This is a genomic window from Saccharothrix algeriensis (genome assembly GCF_016907655.1).
GTDB classification, from domain to species: Bacteria; Actinomycetota; Actinomycetes; order Mycobacteriales; family Pseudonocardiaceae; genus Actinosynnema; species Actinosynnema algeriense.
Genome location: NZ_JAFBCL010000001.1, coordinates 2,508,215 through 2,528,415, shown reverse-complemented (window position 1 = coordinate 2,528,415; position 20,201 = coordinate 2,508,215). Strand labels below are relative to the sequence as shown.

The 20,201-nt window shown below is 73.2% G+C and carries 19 protein-coding genes; 13 read left to right on the top strand and 6 right to left on the bottom strand.

Features of this window, described 5'->3' with window-relative positions; all coding sequences use genetic code 11:
* The first annotated feature begins 166 nt into the window (after positions 1–166).
* From JOE68_RS11310 to dapC, 10 genes are all read left to right on the top strand, one after another.
* Positions 167–1,996 carry an ABC transporter family substrate-binding protein gene (locus JOE68_RS11310; RefSeq protein WP_204842319.1) on the top strand — a complete coding sequence of 610 codons (1,830 nt, stop codon included), beginning with the start codon at positions 167–169 and terminating at the stop codon, positions 1,994–1,996.
* 144 nt (positions 1,997–2,140) lie between these two features.
* A complete protein-coding gene (locus tag JOE68_RS11305; protein ID WP_204842318.1) occupies positions 2,141–3,139 on the top strand; it encodes an ABC transporter permease in 999 nt (332 codons plus the stop codon).
* A complete protein-coding gene (locus JOE68_RS11300) occupies positions 3,132–4,085 on the top strand; it encodes an ABC transporter permease (protein WP_204842317.1) in 954 nt (317 codons plus the stop codon). The genes JOE68_RS11305 and JOE68_RS11300 overlap by 8 nt, the downstream gene beginning before the upstream one ends.
* Positions 4,082–5,260 (top strand): oligopeptide/dipeptide ABC transporter ATP-binding protein, encoded by a 1,179-nt coding sequence (locus JOE68_RS11295; RefSeq protein WP_204842316.1) that lies wholly within the window; start codon positions 4,082–4,084, stop codon positions 5,258–5,260. The genes JOE68_RS11300 and JOE68_RS11295 overlap by 4 nt, the downstream gene beginning before the upstream one ends.
* Entirely contained in the window at positions 5,257–6,315 is a 1,059-nt protein-coding gene (locus JOE68_RS11290) for an ABC transporter ATP-binding protein (protein ID WP_239562212.1), read from the top strand. The genes JOE68_RS11295 and JOE68_RS11290 overlap by 4 nt, the downstream gene beginning before the upstream one ends.
* Before the next feature lie 71 nt (positions 6,316–6,386).
* Complete coding sequence (gene mshB / locus JOE68_RS11285; protein ID WP_204842315.1) at positions 6,387–7,217, top strand: N-acetyl-1-D-myo-inositol-2-amino-2-deoxy-alpha-D-glucopyranoside deacetylase; 831 nt, start codon at positions 6,387–6,389, stop codon at positions 7,215–7,217.
* Positions 7,214–7,603 carry a hypothetical protein gene (locus JOE68_RS11280; protein WP_239562211.1) on the top strand — a complete coding sequence of 130 codons (390 nt, stop codon included), beginning with the start codon at positions 7,214–7,216 and terminating at the stop codon, positions 7,601–7,603. The genes mshB and JOE68_RS11280 overlap by 4 nt, the downstream gene beginning before the upstream one ends.
* A complete protein-coding gene (locus JOE68_RS11275) occupies positions 7,587–8,312 on the top strand; it encodes a hypothetical protein (RefSeq protein WP_204842314.1) in 726 nt (241 codons plus the stop codon). The genes JOE68_RS11280 and JOE68_RS11275 overlap by 17 nt, the downstream gene beginning before the upstream one ends.
* A gap of 863 nt (positions 8,313–9,175) precedes the next feature.
* Positions 9,176–9,502, top strand: a complete 327-nt coding sequence (gene fdxA, locus JOE68_RS11270) for a ferredoxin (RefSeq protein WP_033430540.1) — start codon at positions 9,176–9,178, stop codon at positions 9,500–9,502.
* Positions 9,499–10,584 carry a succinyldiaminopimelate transaminase gene (gene dapC, locus JOE68_RS11265; RefSeq protein WP_204842313.1) on the top strand — a complete coding sequence of 362 codons (1,086 nt, stop codon included), beginning with the start codon at positions 9,499–9,501 and terminating at the stop codon, positions 10,582–10,584. Before fdxA ends, dapC begins: the two co-directional genes overlap by 4 nt.
* A 65-nt stretch (positions 10,585–10,649) precedes the next feature.
* Here the strand turns inward: dapC and dapD are convergent, their stop codons facing one another.
* On the bottom strand, positions 10,650–11,660 hold the full coding sequence (dapD, locus tag JOE68_RS11260; protein WP_372443285.1) for a 2,3,4,5-tetrahydropyridine-2,6-dicarboxylate N-succinyltransferase: 1,011 nt from the start codon (positions 11,658–11,660) through the stop codon (positions 10,650–10,652).
* Positions 11,661–11,676: 16 nt separating this feature from the next.
* Between dapD and dapE the strand changes: the two genes are divergently transcribed.
* The gene (gene dapE / locus JOE68_RS11255) at positions 11,677–12,744 is read left to right on the top strand and encodes a succinyl-diaminopimelate desuccinylase (RefSeq protein ID WP_204842311.1); all 1,068 of its coding nucleotides are present in this window, start codon (positions 11,677–11,679) and stop codon (positions 12,742–12,744) included.
* A gap of 21 nt (positions 12,745–12,765) precedes the next feature.
* Positions 12,766–13,536 carry an LOG family protein gene (locus JOE68_RS11250; RefSeq protein ID WP_204842310.1) on the top strand — a complete coding sequence of 257 codons (771 nt, stop codon included), beginning with the start codon at positions 12,766–12,768 and terminating at the stop codon, positions 13,534–13,536.
* 83 nt (positions 13,537–13,619) lie between these two features.
* Here JOE68_RS11250 and JOE68_RS11245 read toward each other — a convergent pair whose 3' ends face one another.
* Entirely contained in the window at positions 13,620–13,991 is a 372-nt protein-coding gene (locus tag JOE68_RS11245; protein WP_204842309.1) for a DUF3224 domain-containing protein, read from the bottom strand.
* Positions 13,992–14,230: 239 nt separating this feature from the next.
* Here JOE68_RS11245 and folP point away from each other — a divergent pair, with 239 nt between their 5' ends.
* Positions 14,231–15,100 carry a dihydropteroate synthase gene (gene folP / locus JOE68_RS11240; protein ID WP_204846044.1) on the top strand — a complete coding sequence of 290 codons (870 nt, stop codon included), beginning with the start codon at positions 14,231–14,233 and terminating at the stop codon, positions 15,098–15,100.
* A 15-nt stretch (positions 15,101–15,115) separates the two neighbouring features.
* On the opposite strand, the gene JOE68_RS11235 is transcribed toward folP, so the two are convergent.
* The 4 genes from JOE68_RS11235 to JOE68_RS11220 are packed head-to-tail and all read right to left on the bottom strand — an operon-like array spanning position 15,116 to position 20,152.
* Positions 15,116–16,594 (bottom strand): ATP-binding cassette domain-containing protein, encoded by a 1,479-nt coding sequence (locus JOE68_RS11235; RefSeq protein ID WP_307819635.1) that lies wholly within the window; start codon positions 16,592–16,594, stop codon positions 15,116–15,118.
* On the bottom strand, positions 16,591–18,114 hold the full coding sequence (gene cydD / locus JOE68_RS11230) for a thiol reductant ABC exporter subunit CydD (protein WP_204842308.1): 1,524 nt from the start codon (positions 18,112–18,114) through the stop codon (positions 16,591–16,593). Before cydD ends, JOE68_RS11235 begins: the two co-directional genes overlap by 4 nt.
* Positions 18,101–18,952: a cytochrome d ubiquinol oxidase subunit II gene (locus JOE68_RS11225; RefSeq protein ID WP_204842307.1), complete on the bottom strand. Its 852-nt coding sequence runs from the start codon at positions 18,950–18,952 to the stop codon at positions 18,101–18,103. Before JOE68_RS11225 ends, cydD begins: the two co-directional genes overlap by 14 nt.
* A 36-nt stretch (positions 18,953–18,988) precedes the next feature.
* The gene (locus tag JOE68_RS11220) at positions 18,989–20,152 is read right to left on the bottom strand and encodes a cytochrome ubiquinol oxidase subunit I (RefSeq protein WP_204842306.1); all 1,164 of its coding nucleotides are present in this window, start codon (positions 20,150–20,152) and stop codon (positions 18,989–18,991) included.
* Between the last annotated feature and the right edge of the window lie 49 nt (positions 20,153–20,201).

Sequence of the window (20,201 nt, the reverse complement as noted above, 5' to 3'; positions counted from 1 at the left end):
GTCACCCTTTGGTCACGATCGGCCGAGGGGGAGTGACCCTGGTTGCGGCAGCTTCTTATCGTGCTGCAACGGTGTGTCGGTTCGGGGCGCGTTTGGCACATCACGGTTATGGGTGGAGTTCGGCTCGAACGGGCGCTCCAACCCAGTGCTAGGAGGGCACGTGTCGATGAGGAGATCAAAGGCTGTCTCGGCGCTCGCGCTGCTGACCAGCTCCGCGCTCGTGCTGAGCGCGTGCGGCGGCGGTGGCACCGGTGAGGGCGACCAGGGTGGTCAGCAGAACGCCGACCCGGGCAAGATCGGCGGTCAGGACGAGCTGTTCAAGCGTCCCAAGGTGGACGACATCGGTGAGATCGCGGTCGCGGTCGAAGAGGGCTTCCACAACTACAACAACACCATCGGCGCGACGAACAACTTCTCCAGCACCATCGCGCTGTCCAACGTGCAGCCCTCGCCCTACATCACCGACCTGTCGTCCGACGGCAAGGTCATCATCAAGATCGACGGCGACCTGATGGAGTCGATCAAGGTCACCTCGACCGACCCGCAGGTCATCGAGTGGAAGGTCAACAAGGCCGCGGTCTGGTCGGACGGCAAGCCGATCGACTGCGACGACTTCCACCTCAAGTGGCTGGCCGGCGCGAGCAAGGCGTCGATCAAGGGCGACGACGGCTCCGAGGCGTCCATCTTCGACTCGTCGCGCACGGGCTACGAGGACATCGAGAAGCTCGAGTGCTCGGACGAGGACAAGACGATCACGACCACCTTCTTCAAGGACAAGCCGTTCGCGGACTACCGCTCGCTGTTCTCCCAGGTGGGCAGTGACAACCTGCTGCCGGCGCACGTCCTGGAGGAGAAGAGCGGCGTCGCCGACGTCACCCAGGTGAAGCCGGAGCAGAACGACGAGACGGTCAAGAAGGTCGCCGAGTTCTACACCAAGGGCTGGCTGGGCTTCGACCCCGCCGTCGCCCTGTCGGGTGGCCCCTACATGATCGAGTCGTCGGACCTGCGGGACCAGACGGTCCTGGTCCGCAACCCGAAGTGGTGGGGTGAGAAGCCCGCCGCGTCGAAGGTCATCCTCAAGACCAACACCGACGCCCAGTCGGCGGCCCAGCAGCTGCAGAACAAGGAAGTCGTCGTGATCGCGCCGCAGGCCGACCCGGCGGTGGCCCAGCAGCTGTACGGCGACAGCTCGTTCAAGGTCTTCGCGGCCGGTGGCCAGACCTTCGAGCACGTCGACTTCAACATGAGCCGCCCCCTGTTCAAGCAGAACAAGGAGCTGCGCACGGCGATCGCCCAGTGCTTCGACCGCGAGGACGTGGTCGAGAAGCTGATCAAGGACGTCGACCGCAACGCCAAGCCGCTCGGCTCGCTGGTGTTCATGCCGAACGAGGTCGGCTACGAGGACCACTACAGCGACATCGGCAAGGGTGACGTCGCGGCGGCCAAGAAGACGCTGGAGGACGCCGGCTGGAAGCAGGGCGCCGACGGCATCTACACCAAGGGCGAGTTCCGGGCGTCGTTCAAGCTCGGCCACAAGGTCGTCCAGCGCCGCTCCGACACCGTCCGCATCCTGCAGGACAAGTGCCGCCAGGCCGGCATCGAGATCATCGCCGACCAGGCCGTCGACTTCAACGACAAGCGCCTCCCGGCGTCGGAGTTCGACGCGGCCCTGTTCGCGTGGGTCGGCCAGCCGGTCAAGGCCGGCGCGTACGGCAACTACGCCCAGAAGGACAAGGGCGGCTCGGGCAACTACAACCTCTACGACTCGGCCGAGGTGACCGAGAAGTGGAAGGCCGCCAACGGCCTGCTCGATTTCCAGAAGCGCATCGACGCGATGAACGAGATCGACAAGCTGATGCGTGACGACCTGCACAGCGTTCCGCTGTTCCAGCTGACCGACTTCGCCGCCTCCACGGCGGACATCGGCCCGATCTCCTACATCGGTGTCGGTGGCGGCGTGACCTGGAACCTGTACGCCTGGCAGATCAAGAAGTAAGTCGAGCTGCCACCAGCTCCGACGCTTTTGATGTTCATCCGACCGGGGGGCCGGTGCCACAAGCACCGGCCCCCCGGCCGGCGTCCGCGTCCGGTAGGCTGGCCCGCTTGTAGCGGGGGCGCCTAGGGAGACTAGAGACTTGTCATGTTCCGTTACATAATCCGGCGGTTGTTGATCTCCATTCCGCTGTTGATCGTCGCGTCGTTCCTCTGCTTCGGACTCGTGAACGCCATGGGTGACCCCCTGGGCGAGTGGAAGCTGCAAAAGCCCCGGACGCAGGCCGAGATCGAGCTCGCCTACGAGCAGACCGGCTACAACAAGCCGTTCTTCGAGCGCTACGTCGACTGGGCCGGCAACTTCGTGACCGGCGACTGGGGCAAGTCCGTCGTCCCGGGCAACGCGGGCAAGCCGGTGAAGGAGAACGTCCTCGACGCCTTCGGGGTCACGCTCCGGCTGATCCTCGGCGCCGAGATCATCGCCCTGGCCCTCGGCATCGCCGTCGGCGTGATCGGCGCGGTGAGACAGTATTCGATATTCGACTACATAGCGACCGGGATATCGTTCACGATGTTCTCGATGCCGCTGTTCTGCGTCGCGCTCGTGCTGAAGGCGGGCGGTATCCAGTTGAACAACTGGCTGGAATCGCTCGGCGCGGACCGGTGGATCATCACGGCCGGACCGCCCGGCGAGGGCTTCAGCGGCTCCATCGGCGAGCAGCTCTTCCAGTACTCGGGCGCCTACATCCTCCCGACCATCTGCCTGGTGGTCATCCAGTTCGCGCTCTACAGCCGCTTCCAGCGCGCGTCGATGCTGGACACGCTGAACGCCGACTACGTGCGCACCGCGCAGGCCAAGGGCATCTCGCAGGGGCGCGCCATCTTCAAGCACGCCTTCCGCAACGCCCTGATCCCGATCATCACGGTGTCCTCGCTCAACATCGGGGCCAACTTCGGCGGCGCGGTGATCACCGAAACCGTCTTCGGCTGGTCCGGAATGGGCAAGTACCTCATCGAGGCGATCACGAAGATCGAGCCCTACGAGGTGCTCGGCTTCATGATGGTGACGGCCGTGTTCATCATCGTGTTCAACCTGATCGCGGACGTGATGTACGCGGTCCTGGACCCGAGGATCCGCCTTGACTGAGATCGGTTCCCCCGTGGCCACGCCCGCCGCGCCGACCTCCGGCGGCGAGCCGAGCCAGTTCGACAACACCGCGGCGCGCAAGCAGTGGCAGGTCATCCTCAAGCGGTTCACCCGCCACAAGGCGGCGGTGTTCGGCCTGGTGATGTTCACGCTGCTGGTGCTGTTCGCGTTCTTCGGCGGAATGCTCTGGAAGCACCCCTACACGGAGACCGCCCGCCGGTACCTGCCGCCCAGCGCCGACCACCCCTTCGGCACCGACCGCCTGGGCTTCGACATGGTGGCGCTGATCATCCGCGGCACCCAGTTCTCCCTCCAGATCGCGATCTTCGTCGCCGTGCTGTCCACGATCATCGGCGTCGTCCTCGGCGCGCTCGCGGGCTACCTGCGCGGCTGGGTGGACGCGGTGATCAGCCGGCTCATCGACCTGATCCTGGTGATCCCGAGCCTGGTCATCGCCGCCGTGCTGGTGCGCAACAGCTTCGTGGCGTCGGTGGCCGGCGGTGGCGGCAGCAACTGGCTGGTCGTGGCCCTGTACCTGGGCCTGATCATGTGGCTGTCCATCGCGCGGGTCATCCGCGGCATGGTCCTGTCGCTGCGCGAGAAGGAGTTCGTGGAGGCAGCCCGCGCGCTGGGCGCGTCGACCTCGCGGATCGTGTTCCGGCACATCCTGCCCAACACCGTGGACGTGATCATCGTCAACGCGACGCTGGCCATCGCGCAGGCGGTGCTGCTGGAGGCCGCGCTGTCCTACATCGGCCTCGGCGTCCAGAGCCCGGACACCTCCCTGGGCCTGATGATCAGCCTGAACAAGAACGAGCTGGCGCTGAACCCGTGGCTGTTCTTCACGCCGTTCGCGTTCATCGTGCTGATCTCGCTGTCGGTCAACTTCATCGGTGACGGTCTCCGGGACGCCTTCGACCCGCGCCAGAAGAGGGTGAAGGCATGAGTGAGTTGGACGTTATGAACGAACCCGGGCCGGTGACGGCGGACCGCGGCGGGGAGAAGCTGCTGCGGGTGCAGGACCTGTCGGTGGAATTCCCGACCGACGACGGCACCGTGCACGCCGTGCGGGACGTGTCGTTCACGCTCGGCGCGGGCGAGGTGCTGGGCATCGTCGGCGAGTCCGGCTCCGGCAAGTCGGTCTCGTCCATGGCGATCATGGGCCTGCTGCCCAAGACCGCCCGGATCGGCGGGTCCATCAAGTTCAAGGACCGCGAGCTGGTCGGCCTGTCCTACAAGGAGATGCAGCCGGTCCGCGGCAACGGCGTCTCGATGATCTTCCAGGACCCGATGACGTCGCTGAACCCCGTCTACACGGTGGGGTGGCAGCTCGCCGAGGCTTACCGGGCGCACCACGACGTGTCGAAGAAGGCCGCGATGGCCAAGGCCGTCGAGTCGCTGGAGCTGGTGGGCATCCCGCAGCCGGACCGCCGCGCGGCGCAGTACCCGCACGAGTTCTCCGGCGGCATGCGGCAGCGCGCGATGATCGCCATGGCGATCATCAACGACCCGGACGTGATCATCGCCGACGAGCCGACCACGGCGCTGGACGTGACCGTGCAGGCGCAGATCCTGGACACGCTGCTGCGCATCCGGGACGAGACGAGCGCGGGCATCATGATCATCACCCACGACCTCGGCGTCGTGGCGGGCATGGTGGACCGCGTGCAGGTCATGTACGGCGGCACGGTCGTCGAGCAGGGCGCCGTGGACGAGGTCTTCGAGGCGCAGCGGATGCCCTACACGGTGGGCCTGATCGGGTCCATCCCGAACCCGCAGATGCTGGGCAAGCGGCTCACGCCGATCAAGGGCGCGCCGCCCTCGCTGATGAACCTGCCGCAGGGCTGCACGTTCTCCCCGCGGTGCCCGCTGGTGATCGACGAGTGCCGGGCGACCGAGCCGGCGCTGCTGGAGACCGACCGGGCGGGCCACTTCGCGCGCTGCCACCGGTCCGGGCACCTCGCCACCATCGAGCAGCCGCAGCGGCTGTTCGCGCACGAGGAGATCGGCGTGGTGGAGAACCCCGCGGCGCTCACCATGGCCAACCCGGACATCCCCGTCGCCGAGGACCTCGACGACGTGGAGGCGCGGCTGCACGAAGAGGGGAGCTCGACCTCATGACCACCACGACTGACGCGAACCCGCAGGCGGGCGGCGCCGCCGCGGGCGGCGGGCCCGCGCCCCTGCTGGAGGTCAAGGACCTGGTCAAGTCCTTCCCGGTGCGCGGTGGCGGGATCATCCCGCGCACCGTCGGGCAGGTGCAGGCCGTGTCCGGCGTGACGTTCAACCTCCAGGCGGGCGAGACGCTGGGCCTGGTCGGCGAGTCCGGCTGCGGCAAGTCCACGACCGGGCGCGCCATCCTCCAGCTGCACAAGCCGACGTCCGGCTCGGTGCGGTTCCAGGGCCGCGAGCTGACCACGCTGCGCGGCCGGGGCCTGCGCGACGTGCGGCGGGACATGCAGATCGTGTTCCAGGACCCGTACGCGTCGCTGAACCCGCGCTGGCAGATCAACGAGCTGATCTCGGAGCCGTTCAGGATCCACGGCATCGAGCCGGGCGGCAACGTCCAGCAGCGGGTCAACGAGCTGATGGAACTGGTCGGCCTGAACCCGGAGCACCGCAACCGGTACGCCCACGAGTTCTCCGGCGGCCAGCGCCAGCGCATCGGCATCGCCCGCGCGCTGGCGCTGAACCCCAAGCTCGTCGTGCTCGACGAGCCGGTGTCGGCGCTGGACGTGTCGGTGCAGGCCGGCGTGGTGAACCTGCTGGAGGAGCTGCAGGAGCGGCTGGGCCTGGCCTACCTGTTCGTGGCGCACGACCTCTCGGTCGTCCGGCACATCTCCGACCGGGTCGCCGTGATGTACCTCGGCAAGATCATCGAGATCGGCGAGCGCGAGGACATCTACTCCCGGCCGATGCACCCGTACACGCAGGCCCTGCTGTCCGCGGTGCCGGTGCCGGACCCGAAGCTGGAGCGCCGGCGCCAGCGGATCGTGCTGTCCGGCGACGTGCCCTCGCCGGTGAACCCGCCCTCGGGCTGCCGGTTCCGCACCCGCTGCTGGAAGGCGCAGGACATCTGCGCCGTGGAGGAACCCAGGCTGGAGCGCCGCGGCGACGCCGGTGGCACGCTGTCCGCGTGCCACTTCGCCGAGGTGAAGCCGCTGCTGGTGGGCTGACGGCGGGCCGGGGCCACCGCGAAGCGGTGGCCCCGGAACCCGTTGTCGGGCCAGGTCTCTACGCTGATCCGGTGACGCTGACTGCTCCACCACGGTTGCTGCTGGTACACGCACACCCCGACGACGAGAGCCTGTGGACGGGGGGCACCATCGCCCGCTACGCGGCGAGCGGCGCGCACGTCACCGTGGTCACCTGCACCCTCGGCGAGGAGGGCGAGATCATCCCGCCCGCGCTGCGCGAGCTGAGCGCCGACGCCGCCGACCAGCTGGGCGGCTACCGGGTGGCGGAGCTGAGGTCCGCCTGCGCCGCGCTGGGCGTGACCGACCACCGCTTCCTGGGCGGCATCGGCCGGTGGCGCGACTCCGGGATGGCCGGGGTCGCGGCCAACGAACACCCGCGCGCGTTCGTGCGGGGCTCGGCCGACGAGCAGGCCGCCGAGCTGGCCGCGATCATCTCCTCGGTGAAGCCGCAGGTGGTGGTCACCTACGACGCGTTCGGCGGGTACGGCCACCCGGACCACATCCGGGCGCACGAGATCACCATGGCGGCGGCGGGCGGGGTCGACCGGGTGTTCTTCGCGGTGACCTCGCGGGCCGCCACCGAGGCGGGCGTCGCCGCCCTGGCCGCCCACGAGGACCTGCCGTGGCGGCTGCCGGAGCCCGGTGAGCTGCCGGTCACCGACGACGACCTCATCACGACCACCGTCGACGTCTCCGAGCACCTGGTGGCGAAGGTCCGCGCGCTGCGCGCCCACTCCACCCAGATCAGCGTGTGGCAGGGCGGCGCGGCGTACGCGCTGTCCAACGGCATCGCCCAGCCCGTCGTGCCGGCGGAGTACTACGTGCTGGCGCGCGGGCCGGCGGACGGGGCGGGGACGGACCTGTTCGGGGGGCTGGATTGAGGCAGCGGTTGGCGATCGGGGCGCTGATGGCCCAGGCGTTCGTGCTCGCGGTGCTGGAGCTGTTCTTCCTGCCGCTGCGCCTGGACGGCACGACGCTGCCCCGCGTCGGCGACCTGCCCTTCCCGGTCGCGGTCCCGGTCGCGGCCGTCACCACCCCGCTGCTGGTGCGGTGGGCCTCGCACCACTCCCGCCGCGCCCTGCCCACCGCCGCGCCGCTGCTGGTGTGGCTGGGGACGCTGGTGCTCTTCGGCCTGTTCGGGCCGGGCGGCGACGCGGTGCTGGCCTACGACTGGCGCTCGCTGCTGCTGTTCGCCGGCGGGGCGCTGCCCGGCGCCGTCGCGGTGGGCGCGGCCCTGGGGAGGCAGGCCCGTGCCGGCGATCACTGACCGCGACGTGGTGCGGGCGCTGCGGCCCTTCGTGCGCGCGACCGGGCCGCTGCTGGACTCGCTGCGCGAGGCCGACCTGCCGGGCCTGCGGGACCGGACCGCCGAGGGCGGCGCGGACCGCGCGCTGGTGGACCGGCTGTGGGAGCGGCTGGCCAAGGTGGAGGTGCCGGGCACGGCCGCGTGGGCCGCCATGGGCGTCGCGCGGCGCGACGAGTGGTGGTTCGGCCGGGTCGGGCGGCTGGTGTCGCTGCTGGCGGCCCTGCCGGGGGTCGGCGGCGCGCTGGCGGACCGGCTGCCCGTGCAGTCGGCGCTGGGCGCGGCGGGGCAGGGGCTGCTGCTGTCGGCGATGGCGGGCGAGCACGGGTTCACCTCCACCGAGGACCGGGTGCGGCTGCTGGCCCACGTGCTGTTCGGGCGGGAGGTCGACGGGCGGGCGGTGGACGCCGACGCCGAGCAGCGGGCCACCGAGGAGCTGACGGCGGAGCTGGGCGGGCGGTCCACGATCCGGTCGATCGGGCGGACGGTGTGGAAGCTCGCGAAGGTGCTGTGGGCGCTGGAGGACGAGCTGGATAAGCGCCCGCAGGGGCGGTTCTACCACCAGGCGCTGGGGATGCTGCCGGTGGTGGGCGTGGTGGGGGACTACTTCGGTGAGCGCTCGGCGCAGCGCCGGCTCCGCAAGGCCGCCGACGAGTGGTTCGACCGGCAGTAGGGCTGCCCCGGAAGGGCCCCGGTGCGGGCCGAGGGGCGCTGTCCCGGAGGACCCTGGTGTACCTGTGGGGGTGGCGCTCCGCGCGACTCAGGGACGCGTACAGCCGCAGCGCGGGCGTGTCGTGCGCGGCCACCTGGAGCGCGCACGTGGACCGCCCCCGCGCTCCGGCCCCACGGTGCCGACCCGGACCGGCCCGCCCGCGGGCGCACCGCCGGCCGCGCGACGTGCAGCACGCCGCCCGACGGCCACGCCGTCGCGCGTCGCGGCCCCGGAGCCGACCACGTCCCCGCTGCCGGGCACGCGCCGTCGGGCGCTCCCGCGCCGTCGAATCCCACCATCCGGACACCGGGACCCCCGAAATGCCCGCTTCCCCACCCTTCGGGGAGGCGAAGGATTCCAACGGACCGGGCAGGACCGGCGGCTCCGCACCGCTCGGGTGATCGACGTCGACCCGCCACCCGACCGTCGCAACGCCCTGCTCCGAACGCGCCCCGACCACGGCGCGCGCGGCGGGCCGGAGCGCGCCCCGGGCCGCGGAACCGACCACCGCGGGCAGCGCCCCGGGGCTCGGCGCACGGGCATCGCCCGTGGTCAGGGCGCTGTCCGCGCGCCCGGCGAAGCCGCCGGCCGCCACTGTCGCCACCGGCCCGGCGGCCCGCCCGCCCCTGCGGGCCGCGCGTCCGCGCGGAGTTGCCCCACCTCGTCGGCCGGATCCGCCCGCGCATCGTCCTCCGCCCTGGTAAACGGTTTCCTGTGAGCTGAAGCACGGTGCTGATAAGGCAAGCCTGAGCGTTGGACAATCGACTCCGCCGCGTACTCTCCGGCTTGCGCGGTGTGGACCAGAACAAGAGCAGGAGAGCGCAGTGACCTATGTGATCGCCCAGCCGTGCGTGGACGTGCTCGACAAGGCGTGCATCGAAGAGTGCCCCGTCGACTGCATCTACGAAGGCGACCGGATGCTCTACATCCACCCGGATGAGTGCGTCGACTGTGGTGCTTGCGAGCCGGTGTGCCCCGTCGAGGCCATCTACTACGAGGACGACGTCCCGGACGAGTGGAAGGAGTACACGAAGGCGAACGTGGACTTCTTCGACGAGCTGGGTTCCCCCGGCGGCGCCTCGAAGGTGGGCAAGGTCAGCGCGGACCCGGCGTTCGTGAAGGCTCTCCCCCCGCAGGCGTCGCACGAGTGACCAAGCGGCTCCCGGACTTCCCCTGGGACACCCTGGCCGACCACGCCGCCAAGGCGCGCGAGCACCCCGGTGGCGTGGTCGACCTGTCCGTCGGCACGCCGGTGGACGACGTCCCCGAGCTCATCCGGCACGCCCTGGCCGGCGTCGCGGAGCAGCCCGGCTACCCGACCACCCACGGGTTCCCCCGGCTGCGCGAGGCCGTGGCGGGCGCGCTGGCGCGGCGGCACGGCGTGCCGGGCGTCGACCCGGCGGCCGTGCTGCCCACCATCGGCTCCAAGGAGCTGGTCGCCTGGCTGCCCACGCTGCTGGGGGTCGGCCCCGGCGACGTCGTGGCGATCCCCGCGCTGGCCTACCCGACCTACGAGGTGGGCGCGAAGCTCGCGGGGGCGTCCGTGGTGCGGCTGGCCGACGGCGAGCCGCCACCCGAGGGCACCAGGCTGGTGTGGCTGAACTCGCCGTCCAACCCGACGGGTCGGGTGCAGGGCGCGGCGGCGCTGGCGCGGGCCGTGGCCGACGCCCGCGCGGTGGGCGCGGTGGTCGCCTCGGACGAGTGCTACCTGGCGCTGCCGTGGGAGGCCGAGCCGGTGTCGGTGCTGCGGGACGAGGTCAGCGGCGGTTCGCCCGACGGCCTGCTGGCCGTGCACTCGCTGTCCAAGTCCTCCTGCCTGGCCGGGTACCGGGCGGGGTTCGTCACCGGCGACCCGAGCCTGGTCGCGGCCCTGCTGGAGGTCCGCAAGCACGCCGGGATGATCGTGCCCCGGCCGGTGCAGGCGGCGATGACGGCGGCGCTGGAGGACGACGGGCACGTGGCCGAGCAGCGCGAGCGCTACCGGCGCCGGCGGGCGGTGCTGCTGCCCGCGCTGCGGGCGGCGGGGTTCTCGGTCGACCACTCGGAGGCCGGGCTGTACCTGTGGTCCACGCGCGGCGAGGACGCCTGGGACACCGTCGGGTGGCTGGCGGAGCGGGGCATCCTGGCCGCTCCCGGCACCTTCTACGGCCCCACCGGCGACCGCCACGTGCGCATCGCGCTGACCGCGACCGACGAGCGGGTGGCCGCCGCGGCGCGGCGCCTGGCCGGCTGACCCCGGCGGGCGCGGCCCACCGGGACCGGGCGCGGTGGGGGCGCCCGTGAGCGCCCCCACCCGGGTCAGTCGTTGGAGTGCAGCGCCGCGTTCAGCTCGACCCCGGTGCCCTTGCGGGGCCGGACCCGGACCGCGCCGGTGGTCGAGTCGCGCAGGAACAGCAGGTTCGGCACGCCCGACAGGGCAGCGGCCTTGACCACCGACCCGTCCTCGGCGGTGACCTTCGTGCCGGCCGTCAGGTACAGGCCCGCCTCCACCACGCAGTCGTCGCCGAGCGAGATGCCGATGCCGCCGTTCGCGCCGATCAGGCAGCGCTCGCCGATCGAGATGACCTGCTTGCCGCCGCCGGACAGGGTGCCCATCACCGACGCGCCGCCGCCGATGTCGGAGCCGTCGCCGACCAGGACGCCCGCCGAGACGCGGCCCTCGACCATGGACGCGCCCAGCGTGCCCGCGTTGAAGTTGACGAAGCCCTCGTGCATCACGGTCGTGCCGGCGGCCAGGTGGGCGCCCAGCCGGACGCGGTCGGCGTCGGCGATGCGCACGCCGGACGGCACCACGTAGTCGACCATGCGCGGGAACTTGTCCACGCCGTGCACGGTCACCGGGCCGCGGGCGCGCAGCCGGGCGCGGGTCTCCTCGAAGCCCTCGACCGCGCACGGGCCGTGGTTGGTCCACACGACGTTGGCCAGCAGGCCGAAGACGCCGTCGAGGTTCTGGCCGTGCGGCCGGACCAGGCGGGCGGACAGCAGGTGCAGGCGCAGGTAGATGTCGTAGGTGTCGGCCGGGGCGTCCGCCAGCGAGGCGATGCCCACGCGCACGCCCACGACCTCCACGTCGCGGTCGGCGTCGGCGCCGAGCTGCTTCGCCGCGGCCTCGCCCAGCTCGGCGGCCACCTCGGGGGCCGACAGCCGGACCGTGCCGGCGTCGGTCGCGCCCAGCTTCGGCGACGGGAACCAGGTGTCCAGCACGGTGCCGGAGGACGTGACGGTGGCGAGTCCGACGCCGTGCGCGCCGGTGGGACCCGAGCCGGTGGGAACCGAGCCGGTGGAATCTGGGGTGCTCACGGGTGCCAACGGTAACGTGCAGCACGTGGCCGACACCTTGCACCTAGCCGCCGATCCCGTCGAGCTGACCGCCGCGCTGGTGGACGTCCCCAGCGTCTCGGGGGAGGAGGCGGAACTCGCGGACCTGGTCGAGCGCTCCCTGCGCGAGCAGACGGCGCTGGAGGTGGTCCGCTCCGGCAACGCCGTGCTGGCCCGCACGAACCTCGGGCTGCCCACGCGGGTGCTCCTCGCCGGCCACCTGGACACGGTGCCGGTGAACGACAACCTGCCGTCGCGGCTGGAGGGCGGCGTCCTGCACGGCCTGGGCGCCTGCGACATGAAGGGCGGCGACGCGGTGATGCTCAACATCGCCGCGACCACCGACCGGCCCCGCCACGACCTGACCTTCGTGTTCTACGACTGCGAGGAGGTCGAGGCGGTGCGCAACGGCCTCGGCCGCGTCGAGCGCGAGCTGCGGGACTGGCTGGCCGCCGACCTGGCGATCGTCTGCGAGCCGTCGAACGCCGCGATCGAGGCCGGCTGCCAGGGCACCATGCGGGTCGACGTCCGCACGACCGGAGTCCGGGCGCACACCGCCCGCGGGTGGATGGGCGTGAACGCGATCCACGCCGTCGGCGAGGCGCTGCGGCGGCTGGAGGGCTACCGGGCCCGCACGGTCGACATCGACGGCTGCACGTACCGGGAGGGCCTGCAGGCGGTGCGGATCGCCGGCGGCGTCGCGGGCAACGTCGTGCCCGACGAGTGCGTGCTCGCGGTCAACCACCGGTTCGCGCCGGACCGGACGCCGGAGCAGGCCGAGCAGCACCTGCGCGAGCTGTTCGAGGGCTTCGACGTCACCGTGACCGACGTCTCGGCGGGCGCGCTGCCCGGCCTGGGCGCCCCGGCCGCGCAGGAGCTGGTCGCCGCCGCGGGCGGCACGCCCGTGGCCAAGCTGGGCTGGACCGACGTGGCGCGGTTCGCGGCGCTGGGCATGCCGGCGGTGAACTTCGGGCCGGGCGACCCGACGCTCGCGCACACCCGCGGGGAACACGTCCCGGTGAACCAGGTCCGACGCTGCCGTGAAGTGCTGCACCGCTTCCTCAACCAGGGCTGAGGGCGGGATAGACTCGCGCCAATGAGCGACCAGAACGGCGTCGACGAGCACCCCAGGGAGAAGCAGCGCGGCCCGGTCGTGCTGCGGCGCGGCCACCGCGACGAGCGGACCACCACCGACCAGCGGCTGCTGGACTCGCGCGGTCCGAGCGACTGGGTGCACACCGACCCGTGGCGGGTGCTGCGCATCCAGGCCGAGTTCGTGGAGGGCTTCGGCGCGCTGGCCGAGCTGCCCGGCGCGGTGACGGTGTTCGGCTCCGCGCGCACCGGCCGCGACCACCCCGAGTACGAGGTGGGCCGCAAGCTGGGCGGCGCGCTGGCCGAGGCCGGGTTCGCCGTCATCACCGGCGGCGGTCCGGGCGCGATGGAGGCGGTCAACCGGGGCTGCTCGGAGGCGGGCGGGTTCTCCGTGGGGCTGGGCATCGAGCTGCCCTTCGAGCAGGGCCTGAACCCGTGGGTCGACCTGGGCGTGAACTTCCGCTACTTCTTCGTGCGCAAGACCATGTTCATCAAGTACTCCCAGGCGTTCATCTGCCTGCCGGGCGGGTTCGGCACGCTGGACGAGCTGTTCGAGGCGCTGACCCTGGTGCAGACGAAGAAGGTCACCAAGTTCCCGGTGGTGCTGTTCGGCAAGGACTACTGGCAGGGCCTGTACGACTGGGTGCGCGGCTCGGTGCTGGCCAGCGGCAAGGTGGGCGACCAGGACCTGGCGCTGCTGCACCTGACCGACGACATCGACGACGCGGTGCGCGTGGTCAACGAGGCGCACCGGGCCTGGGCGGACGCGCACTGAGGCCCGGCCCCGCCACCCCGGTCCGGTGGTCCCGGCGGGCCCGTCGCCGAGCGGCCACGGGCCCGCCGCCACCCGGTGGGCCGTCAGCCGAGGCTGTAGTCCAGCGTGATCAGCTCGTGCTCCAGCTTGACCGTGCCGGTGATGCCGACCAGCTCGCCGGTGCCCGAGCCGGGGATGATCCGGCCGTAGAAGTCGGGCCCGGCGGGCGAGATGGTCGCGCCGTGCTGGAACGCGAAGGCGCCCGAGCGGCCCTCCAGCGTGCCCCGGAACTTCTCGATGGCCACGTACCCGGCCGAGCCCTCCACCGGCTGGCAGGTGGTCAGCTCGGCGGTGCTCGTGCCGTCCATCACCCCGGTGTAGGTCTTGTCGACCTGGACGCGGCCGAACTGCGGCTCCGTCCCGTCGGTGGACTTCTCGTCCCAGCGGGTGATGGTGAAGGGCGATTGCAATTCCATGCGGGCCATCCTGACAAACCCCCCTGACAGCCGGTGTCAGCTTTGCGGGAACTCCGGGTGGGAGTCCGCGCCGAACGCGGCCGACGAGCCGGGAGCGCTCGTGCCGCCGGGCAAGCGCCCGGCGTGCGCGGCCCTCCTCCGCGGGCGACCCGGATCACCCGGTTGTCACCCGGGAGCAGAGGGTTACTCATGAGTAGCAACGCTGCGTGACGCGGGTCGCCCGACTCGGGCGTGGCACGATGGCCGTCATGCGGTTCGGTGAGCGCGACGTGGCCCAGGACCGCGCCCTGGTGATGGCGATCGTCAACCGGACGCGCGACTCGTTCTACGACCGGGGCGCGACCTTCTCCGACGACGCGGCGATGGCCGCCGTCGACCGGGCGGTGGCGGACGGCGCGGACATCGTCGACATCGGCGGGGTGAAGGCCGGCTCCAAGGGCGAGCGGGTCGACGCGGCCGAGGAGGCGCGCCGGGTCGTGCCGTTCGTCGCGGCCGTGCGGGAGCGCCACCCGTCGCTGGTGATCAGCGTCGACACCTGGCGGCACGAGGTGGGGCGCGCGGTGTGCGAGGCCGGCGCGGACCTGATCAACGACACCTGGGCGGGCGCGGACCCGGCGCTGGCCGAGGTCGCGGCCGAGTTCGGCGTCGGCATCGTGTGCTCGCACACCGGCGGCCTGCCGCCGCGCACCGACCCCCACCGGGTGCGCTACGACGACGTCGTGGCCGCCGTGGTGGCGGAGCTGGTGGAGCGCGCGGAGCGGATGGTCGCGCTCGGCGTGCCGCGGGCCGGCGTGCTCATCGACCCCACGCACGACTTCGGCAAGAACACCTGGCACGGGCTGGAGCTGCTGCGGCGCCTGGGCGAGCTGGTCGGCACCGGGTGGCCGGTGCTGATGGCGCTGTCCAACAAGGACTTCATCGGCGAGACGCTGGGCGCGCGGCTGGACGACCGGGTGGACGGGACGCTCGCGGCGACCTCCGTGGCGGCGTGGCAGGGCGCGAAGGTGTTCCGGGCGCACCAGGTGCGGCAGACGCGCAAGGTGCTGGAGATGGTCGCCGGCATCGCCGGCACCCGTCCGCCCGCGCGGGTGCTGCGGGCGCTCGCCTGAGTCCGGTGTGGACGGTCAGGCGCGGGTCCGGTCGCCGGGGTGCTCGGCGCGCCACCGGTCCCGGTAGTAGCCCGGGGCGCCGACCAGTTCGGCGTGCGTCCCGCGCCGGGTGATCCGCCCGTCCTCGACGACCAGGACCTCGTCGAAGTCCACCAGCGGCGCCAGGCGGTGCGTGACCAGCACGACCGCGCCGCGCGCGGCGCGCAGGACGCGGCCGAGCACCTCGTCGCCGTGCCGGGTCGCGAGACCCTCGACCGGTTCGTCCAGCAGCAGGACCTCCGGGTCGGCGAGCAGGGCGCGGGCCAGCAGCAGCCGCTGCCGCTGGCCGCCGGACAGCTCCTCGCCGCGCTCGCCGACGACGGTGTCCCAGCCGACGTCGAGGTCCGCGATCCGCGCGACCCGGTCCAGCTCCCGCTGCGTCGCGCCGGGCCGGGCCAGCAGCACGTTGGCGCGGACGGTCCGGTGGAACACGTGCGCGTCGGCCAGCGCGCCCTTGGCCGCACCGGGGTGCGCCGCCGCGAGGTCGCGCAGCAGCGTGCTCTTCCCGGCCCCGCTCGGCCCGACGACGCCGATCCGCCGCCCGCCCGCCACGTCCACCGGCGGCCACCCGGCCCCCGGTCCTCCCGCCGCCGGTCCTCCCGCTGCCGGCCCTTCCGGCGCGGCGAGCACCTCCCGGACCCGCGCCACCGAACCGCGCACCTCGGCCCACCGCCGGCCGGCGTCGGCCAGCGGCGCCGTCACCTCCAGCACCGCCACCGCGCCCAGCACGACGTGCGCCGGGTGGCCGGTCACCAGCAGCGCGAGGGCCGTCCCGAACTGCACCGCCACCGCGAGCCCGACCGACGCCGCGGCGGCCGCCGACCCCCGCCGCTCCCGCGCCGCCAGCTCGTCGACGACCGCGCCCGCCCGGTCCAGCTCCCGCTCCGCGGCCCCGAAGGCGGTCAGCTCGGCCGCGCCGTCCCGCAGGGTCACCACCCGCTCGGCCAGCTCCGCGCGCAGCGGCGCGAGCGACCGGAGGTGCCGGTGGGCCGACGCGCACGCGGCCGACGGGAGCACCAGCCCGCCCAGCAGCAGCCCGACGACCAGCGGCCAGGCGAACCCCGCGGCCACCACCGCGACGACGCCCACCACGCCCGCCACGCACGCCGGCAGCAGGCACCGCAGCACCGCGTCCTGCACGGCGTCCACGTCCGACACCAGCCGGGTCAACGCGTCGCCGCCGGGCAGGGGCCGCCGCAGCAGCGAGTCGTAGACCCGGCCCCGGACCTCGGCCATCCCGCGCAGCACCGCGCCGTGCCCGGCCAGCCGCTCGACGTAGCGCAGCCCGCCGCGGGCGATCGCCAGCGCGCGCACGGCCACGATCGCCACGGCCAGCGCCGACAGCGGCGGCTGCCCGGCCGCCCGCACGACCAACCACACCGCCGTGGCCATCAGCCCGACACCCGCCAGCTCGGCCGCCGCGCCCGCGACGACCGCCGCCACCAGCCGCCTCACCGCACCTCCACCACCCGGTCGACCTCGCCCAGCAGCGCCGGCCGGTGCGCGACCACCAGCGCCGTCCGCCCCCGCGCCCACTCCCGCGCCGCCCGCAGCACGACGTCCTCGGTCCGGCCGTCCAGCCGCGACGTGGGCTCGTCCAGCAGCAGGAGCCGCGCCTCGGCGCGCACCAGCGCCCGCGCCACCGCGACCCGCTGGCGCTCGCCCGAGGACAGCGGGCGCTCGACGTCCACCAGCCCGGCCAGCCCCACGGCCCGCGCCGCCGCCCGCACGTCCGCCCGCGCGGCCGGGCCGGGCGCGCCCAGCGCGATGTTCTCCCCGACCGTCCCCGGGAACAGCGTCGGCCGCTGCGGCACCCACGCCAGCTGCCGCAGCCACCGCTCCCGGTCCAGCTCGCGCAGGTCCACCCCGCCCACCAGGACCCGCCCGGCCGACGGCACGACCTCGCCCAGCAGCACGGCCAGCAGCGTGCTCTTCCCCGCGCCGCTCGGCCCCACCAGCGCGATCCGCTCGCCCGGCGCGACCCGCAGGTCGAACGCGCTCAGCGCGGGCTCGGCGCGGCCGGGGTAGCGCACCTCGACCCCCTCGCACACCAGGGACGCCACCCGCAGGTCGGGCGGGCGGCGGCGCACCGCGGCGGGCTCGGGCCGGGCCGCCGACACCTGCTCCAGGACCGCGAGCCCCTCGGCGCCGGCGTGGAACTGCGCGCCGGCCGCCCGCAGCGGCAGGTACGCCTCCGGCGCGAGCAGCAGCACCAGCAGCGCCACCTGCGGCGTCACCCCGCCGTGCAGCAGCCGCAGCCCCACCGGCACCGCCACCAGCGCCACCGACAGCGTCGCCACCAGCTCCAGCACCAGCGCCGACAGGAACGCCACCCGCAGCGTCCGCATCGTCTCCTCCGCGTGCGCCGCGGCCACCGCGCGCACCGCCCGCGCCTGCGCCTGCGCGCGCCCGAACAGCCGCAACGTGCCCAGCCCGCGCACCACGTCCAGGAAGTGCCCGCCGACGTCCGCCGTCGCGGCCCACTGCCGCCGCGTCCGGTCGCGGGTGTGCATCCCGACCAGCGCCGCGAACACCGGCACCAGCGGCAGGGTCAGCGCGATCGTCACCGCCGAGCCCGGGTCCGCGAACGCCAGCCGGGCCAGCACCGCCACCGGGACCACCGCGGCCACCGCCAACTGGGGCAGGTAGCCCGCGAAGTAGGGCTCGACGGCGTCCAGCCCCTTCACCACCAGCGTGACGACCCCGCCTGCGGGGCCGGACCTCCCGCGCACCACCTGCTCGCGCAGCACCCGCGCGCGCAGCGCGGCCTTGACCGAGGCCGCTTCCCGCTGCGTCACCGCGCGCCCGGCCCAGCCGAGCCCGGCGCGGGCGGCCACCACCCCGGCGAGCAGGCCCAGGCCGCCGCCACCGGCGAGCACCGACGCCAGCAGTTCCGCCTGCGCCAGCACGAGGGCCGCGGTCGCCACGCCCAGGGCGGCGAGCGCGACCACGTACCCGCGGTCAGCGTGCCGCACGGGACATCCACCAGGTGGCCCACTGGAAGACCAGCACCAGCGGCAGCACCGCCGCGGCGGCCCAGCTCAACACCCGCAGCGTCGGGGCGTGCGCCATCGCCGCGACCTCCACCACCGACTGCGCCCCGAACACCGCGAGCACCGGCACGGCGCACAGCGCCGCGGTGCAGAGCAGGGCCGGCCGATAAGCCTTGAGCCGCAACGCCGACCAGGCGCCGGCCAGCAGCGCCGCCGCGGTGGCGGCGCCCGCCCACCCGACCGCGGGCGCCCGCACCGGGCCGCTCGACAGCACCGCCGCCACCGCGAACGCGCCGGCCGGCGCGACCAGCGCGCGGGCCGCCGCCACCGCCCGCGCGCGCGGCGGCCCGGACAGCCGCCAGGCCAGGAAAACGGCCCCGTGCAACAGGAACAGCGTCGCCACCCCGACCGCCCACAGCGCCGCCGGCCCGCCGAGCACGCCGCCCAGCACCAGGCCCCAGCCCACCGCCACCACCGCGGCGCCGCCCACCAGGACCACGTCCCACCACGGGTGCGAGCGCAGCTGGACGGCCGCGGTGAAGGCCACCAGGCCCACCAGCACCGCGACGAACCCGCCGTGGTGCGCGGACAGCAGCTCCCCCTCCAGCCGGGGGAAGGCGCCGAACAGCACGCCGACCGCCGCGACCAGCCACACCTCGTTGCCCAGGACGAACGGCGTCACCGCGCGCAGCACGCGCGCCCGCTCGGCCTCGTCCCGGCCGACGAACCGGAACAGCAGCCCGACGCCGTAGTCGAAGCCCGCCAGCGCGAAGTACCCCGCCGTCAGCAGCCCGAGCAGGACGACCCACAGGACTTCCACGGTCACACCCCTTCACCGGTCGATCGAGGGGCCGGCTCAGAGGGCCGGCACGAGCGGGGACACGGGAGCGGGCGCGTCGACCGGGCCCCGCCGGACCAGTCGCGCGATGAGCAGCCAGTCGGCGACCGCCAGCGCGGTGAACACGGCCGTGAACGCGATGAACGACAGCAGCACCGAGTCCCGGCCGACGTCCGACAGCGCGTCCTCGGTGCGCAGCAGCCCGTGGACCAGCCACGGCTGCCGGCCCAGCTCGCGGAACAGCCACCCGCCGACGGCCGCCGCGAACGGCAGCGGGATCCCGAGCACCATCAGGTACAGCGGGAACCTCAGCCGCACCACCAGGTCGCGGAACAGCAGCGGCACCGTCAGCCAGCTGACCAGCACCAGCACCAGCCCGATCTGCACCATCAGCCCGAGCCCGGCCGCGCCGGCCGGCGCCACGTGCTCCACCTTGCCGGGCTGGAACCGGTCGATGATCGGGAACTGCCCGAGGCCGAGGGCGACCAGCGGCGGCGTGACGACGGCGGTCAGCCCGACGCCCAGCCGCAGCGACCGCCGGAAGAACTCGACCTCGGTGGTGCGCTTGATGAAGTGGTAGGCGCTCACGCCGGTCACGAACACCCCGCCGACGGTCAGCGCGGCCAGCACGACGTGCCCGAAGGCCGTGCCGAACAGCGGGTTGGCCAGCAGCGCCGGGAAGTCCACCAGGCGCAGCACGCCGGCGCGCTCCTCGTGGCCCACCGGGTGCTGCAGGAACGCGTTGGCCACCATGATCCAGAACGCGGACGCGTAGGCGGTCAGCGCCACCAGCCAGATCAGCGCCAGGTGCGCCCACCTGTTCAGCCGGTCCCACCCGAAGATCCACAACCCGAGGAAGGTGGACTCCAGGAAGAACGCCACCAGCGTCTCCATCGCCAGCGGCGCGCCGAACACGTCGCCCGCGTAGTGCGACAGCCCCGACCAGTTCAGCCCGAACTGGAACTCCATGACGATGCCGGTGGCGATGCCCAGCGCGTAGTTCACCACGTAGAGCCGGCCCCAGAACCGCGTCATCCGCGCGTGCACGGGGTTGGCGGAGAACGCCGCGCGGGTCTGCGCGACCGCCACCACGGTGACCAGGCCGAGCGTCAGCAGCACGAACAGGAAGTGGAACGACGTGGTCACGGCGAACTGGAGCCGGGCGAGTCCGAGTGCGTCCATGAGTAGCCACCTTATATGTAGGCAACCTACATGTGATCGGGGTTTTCCC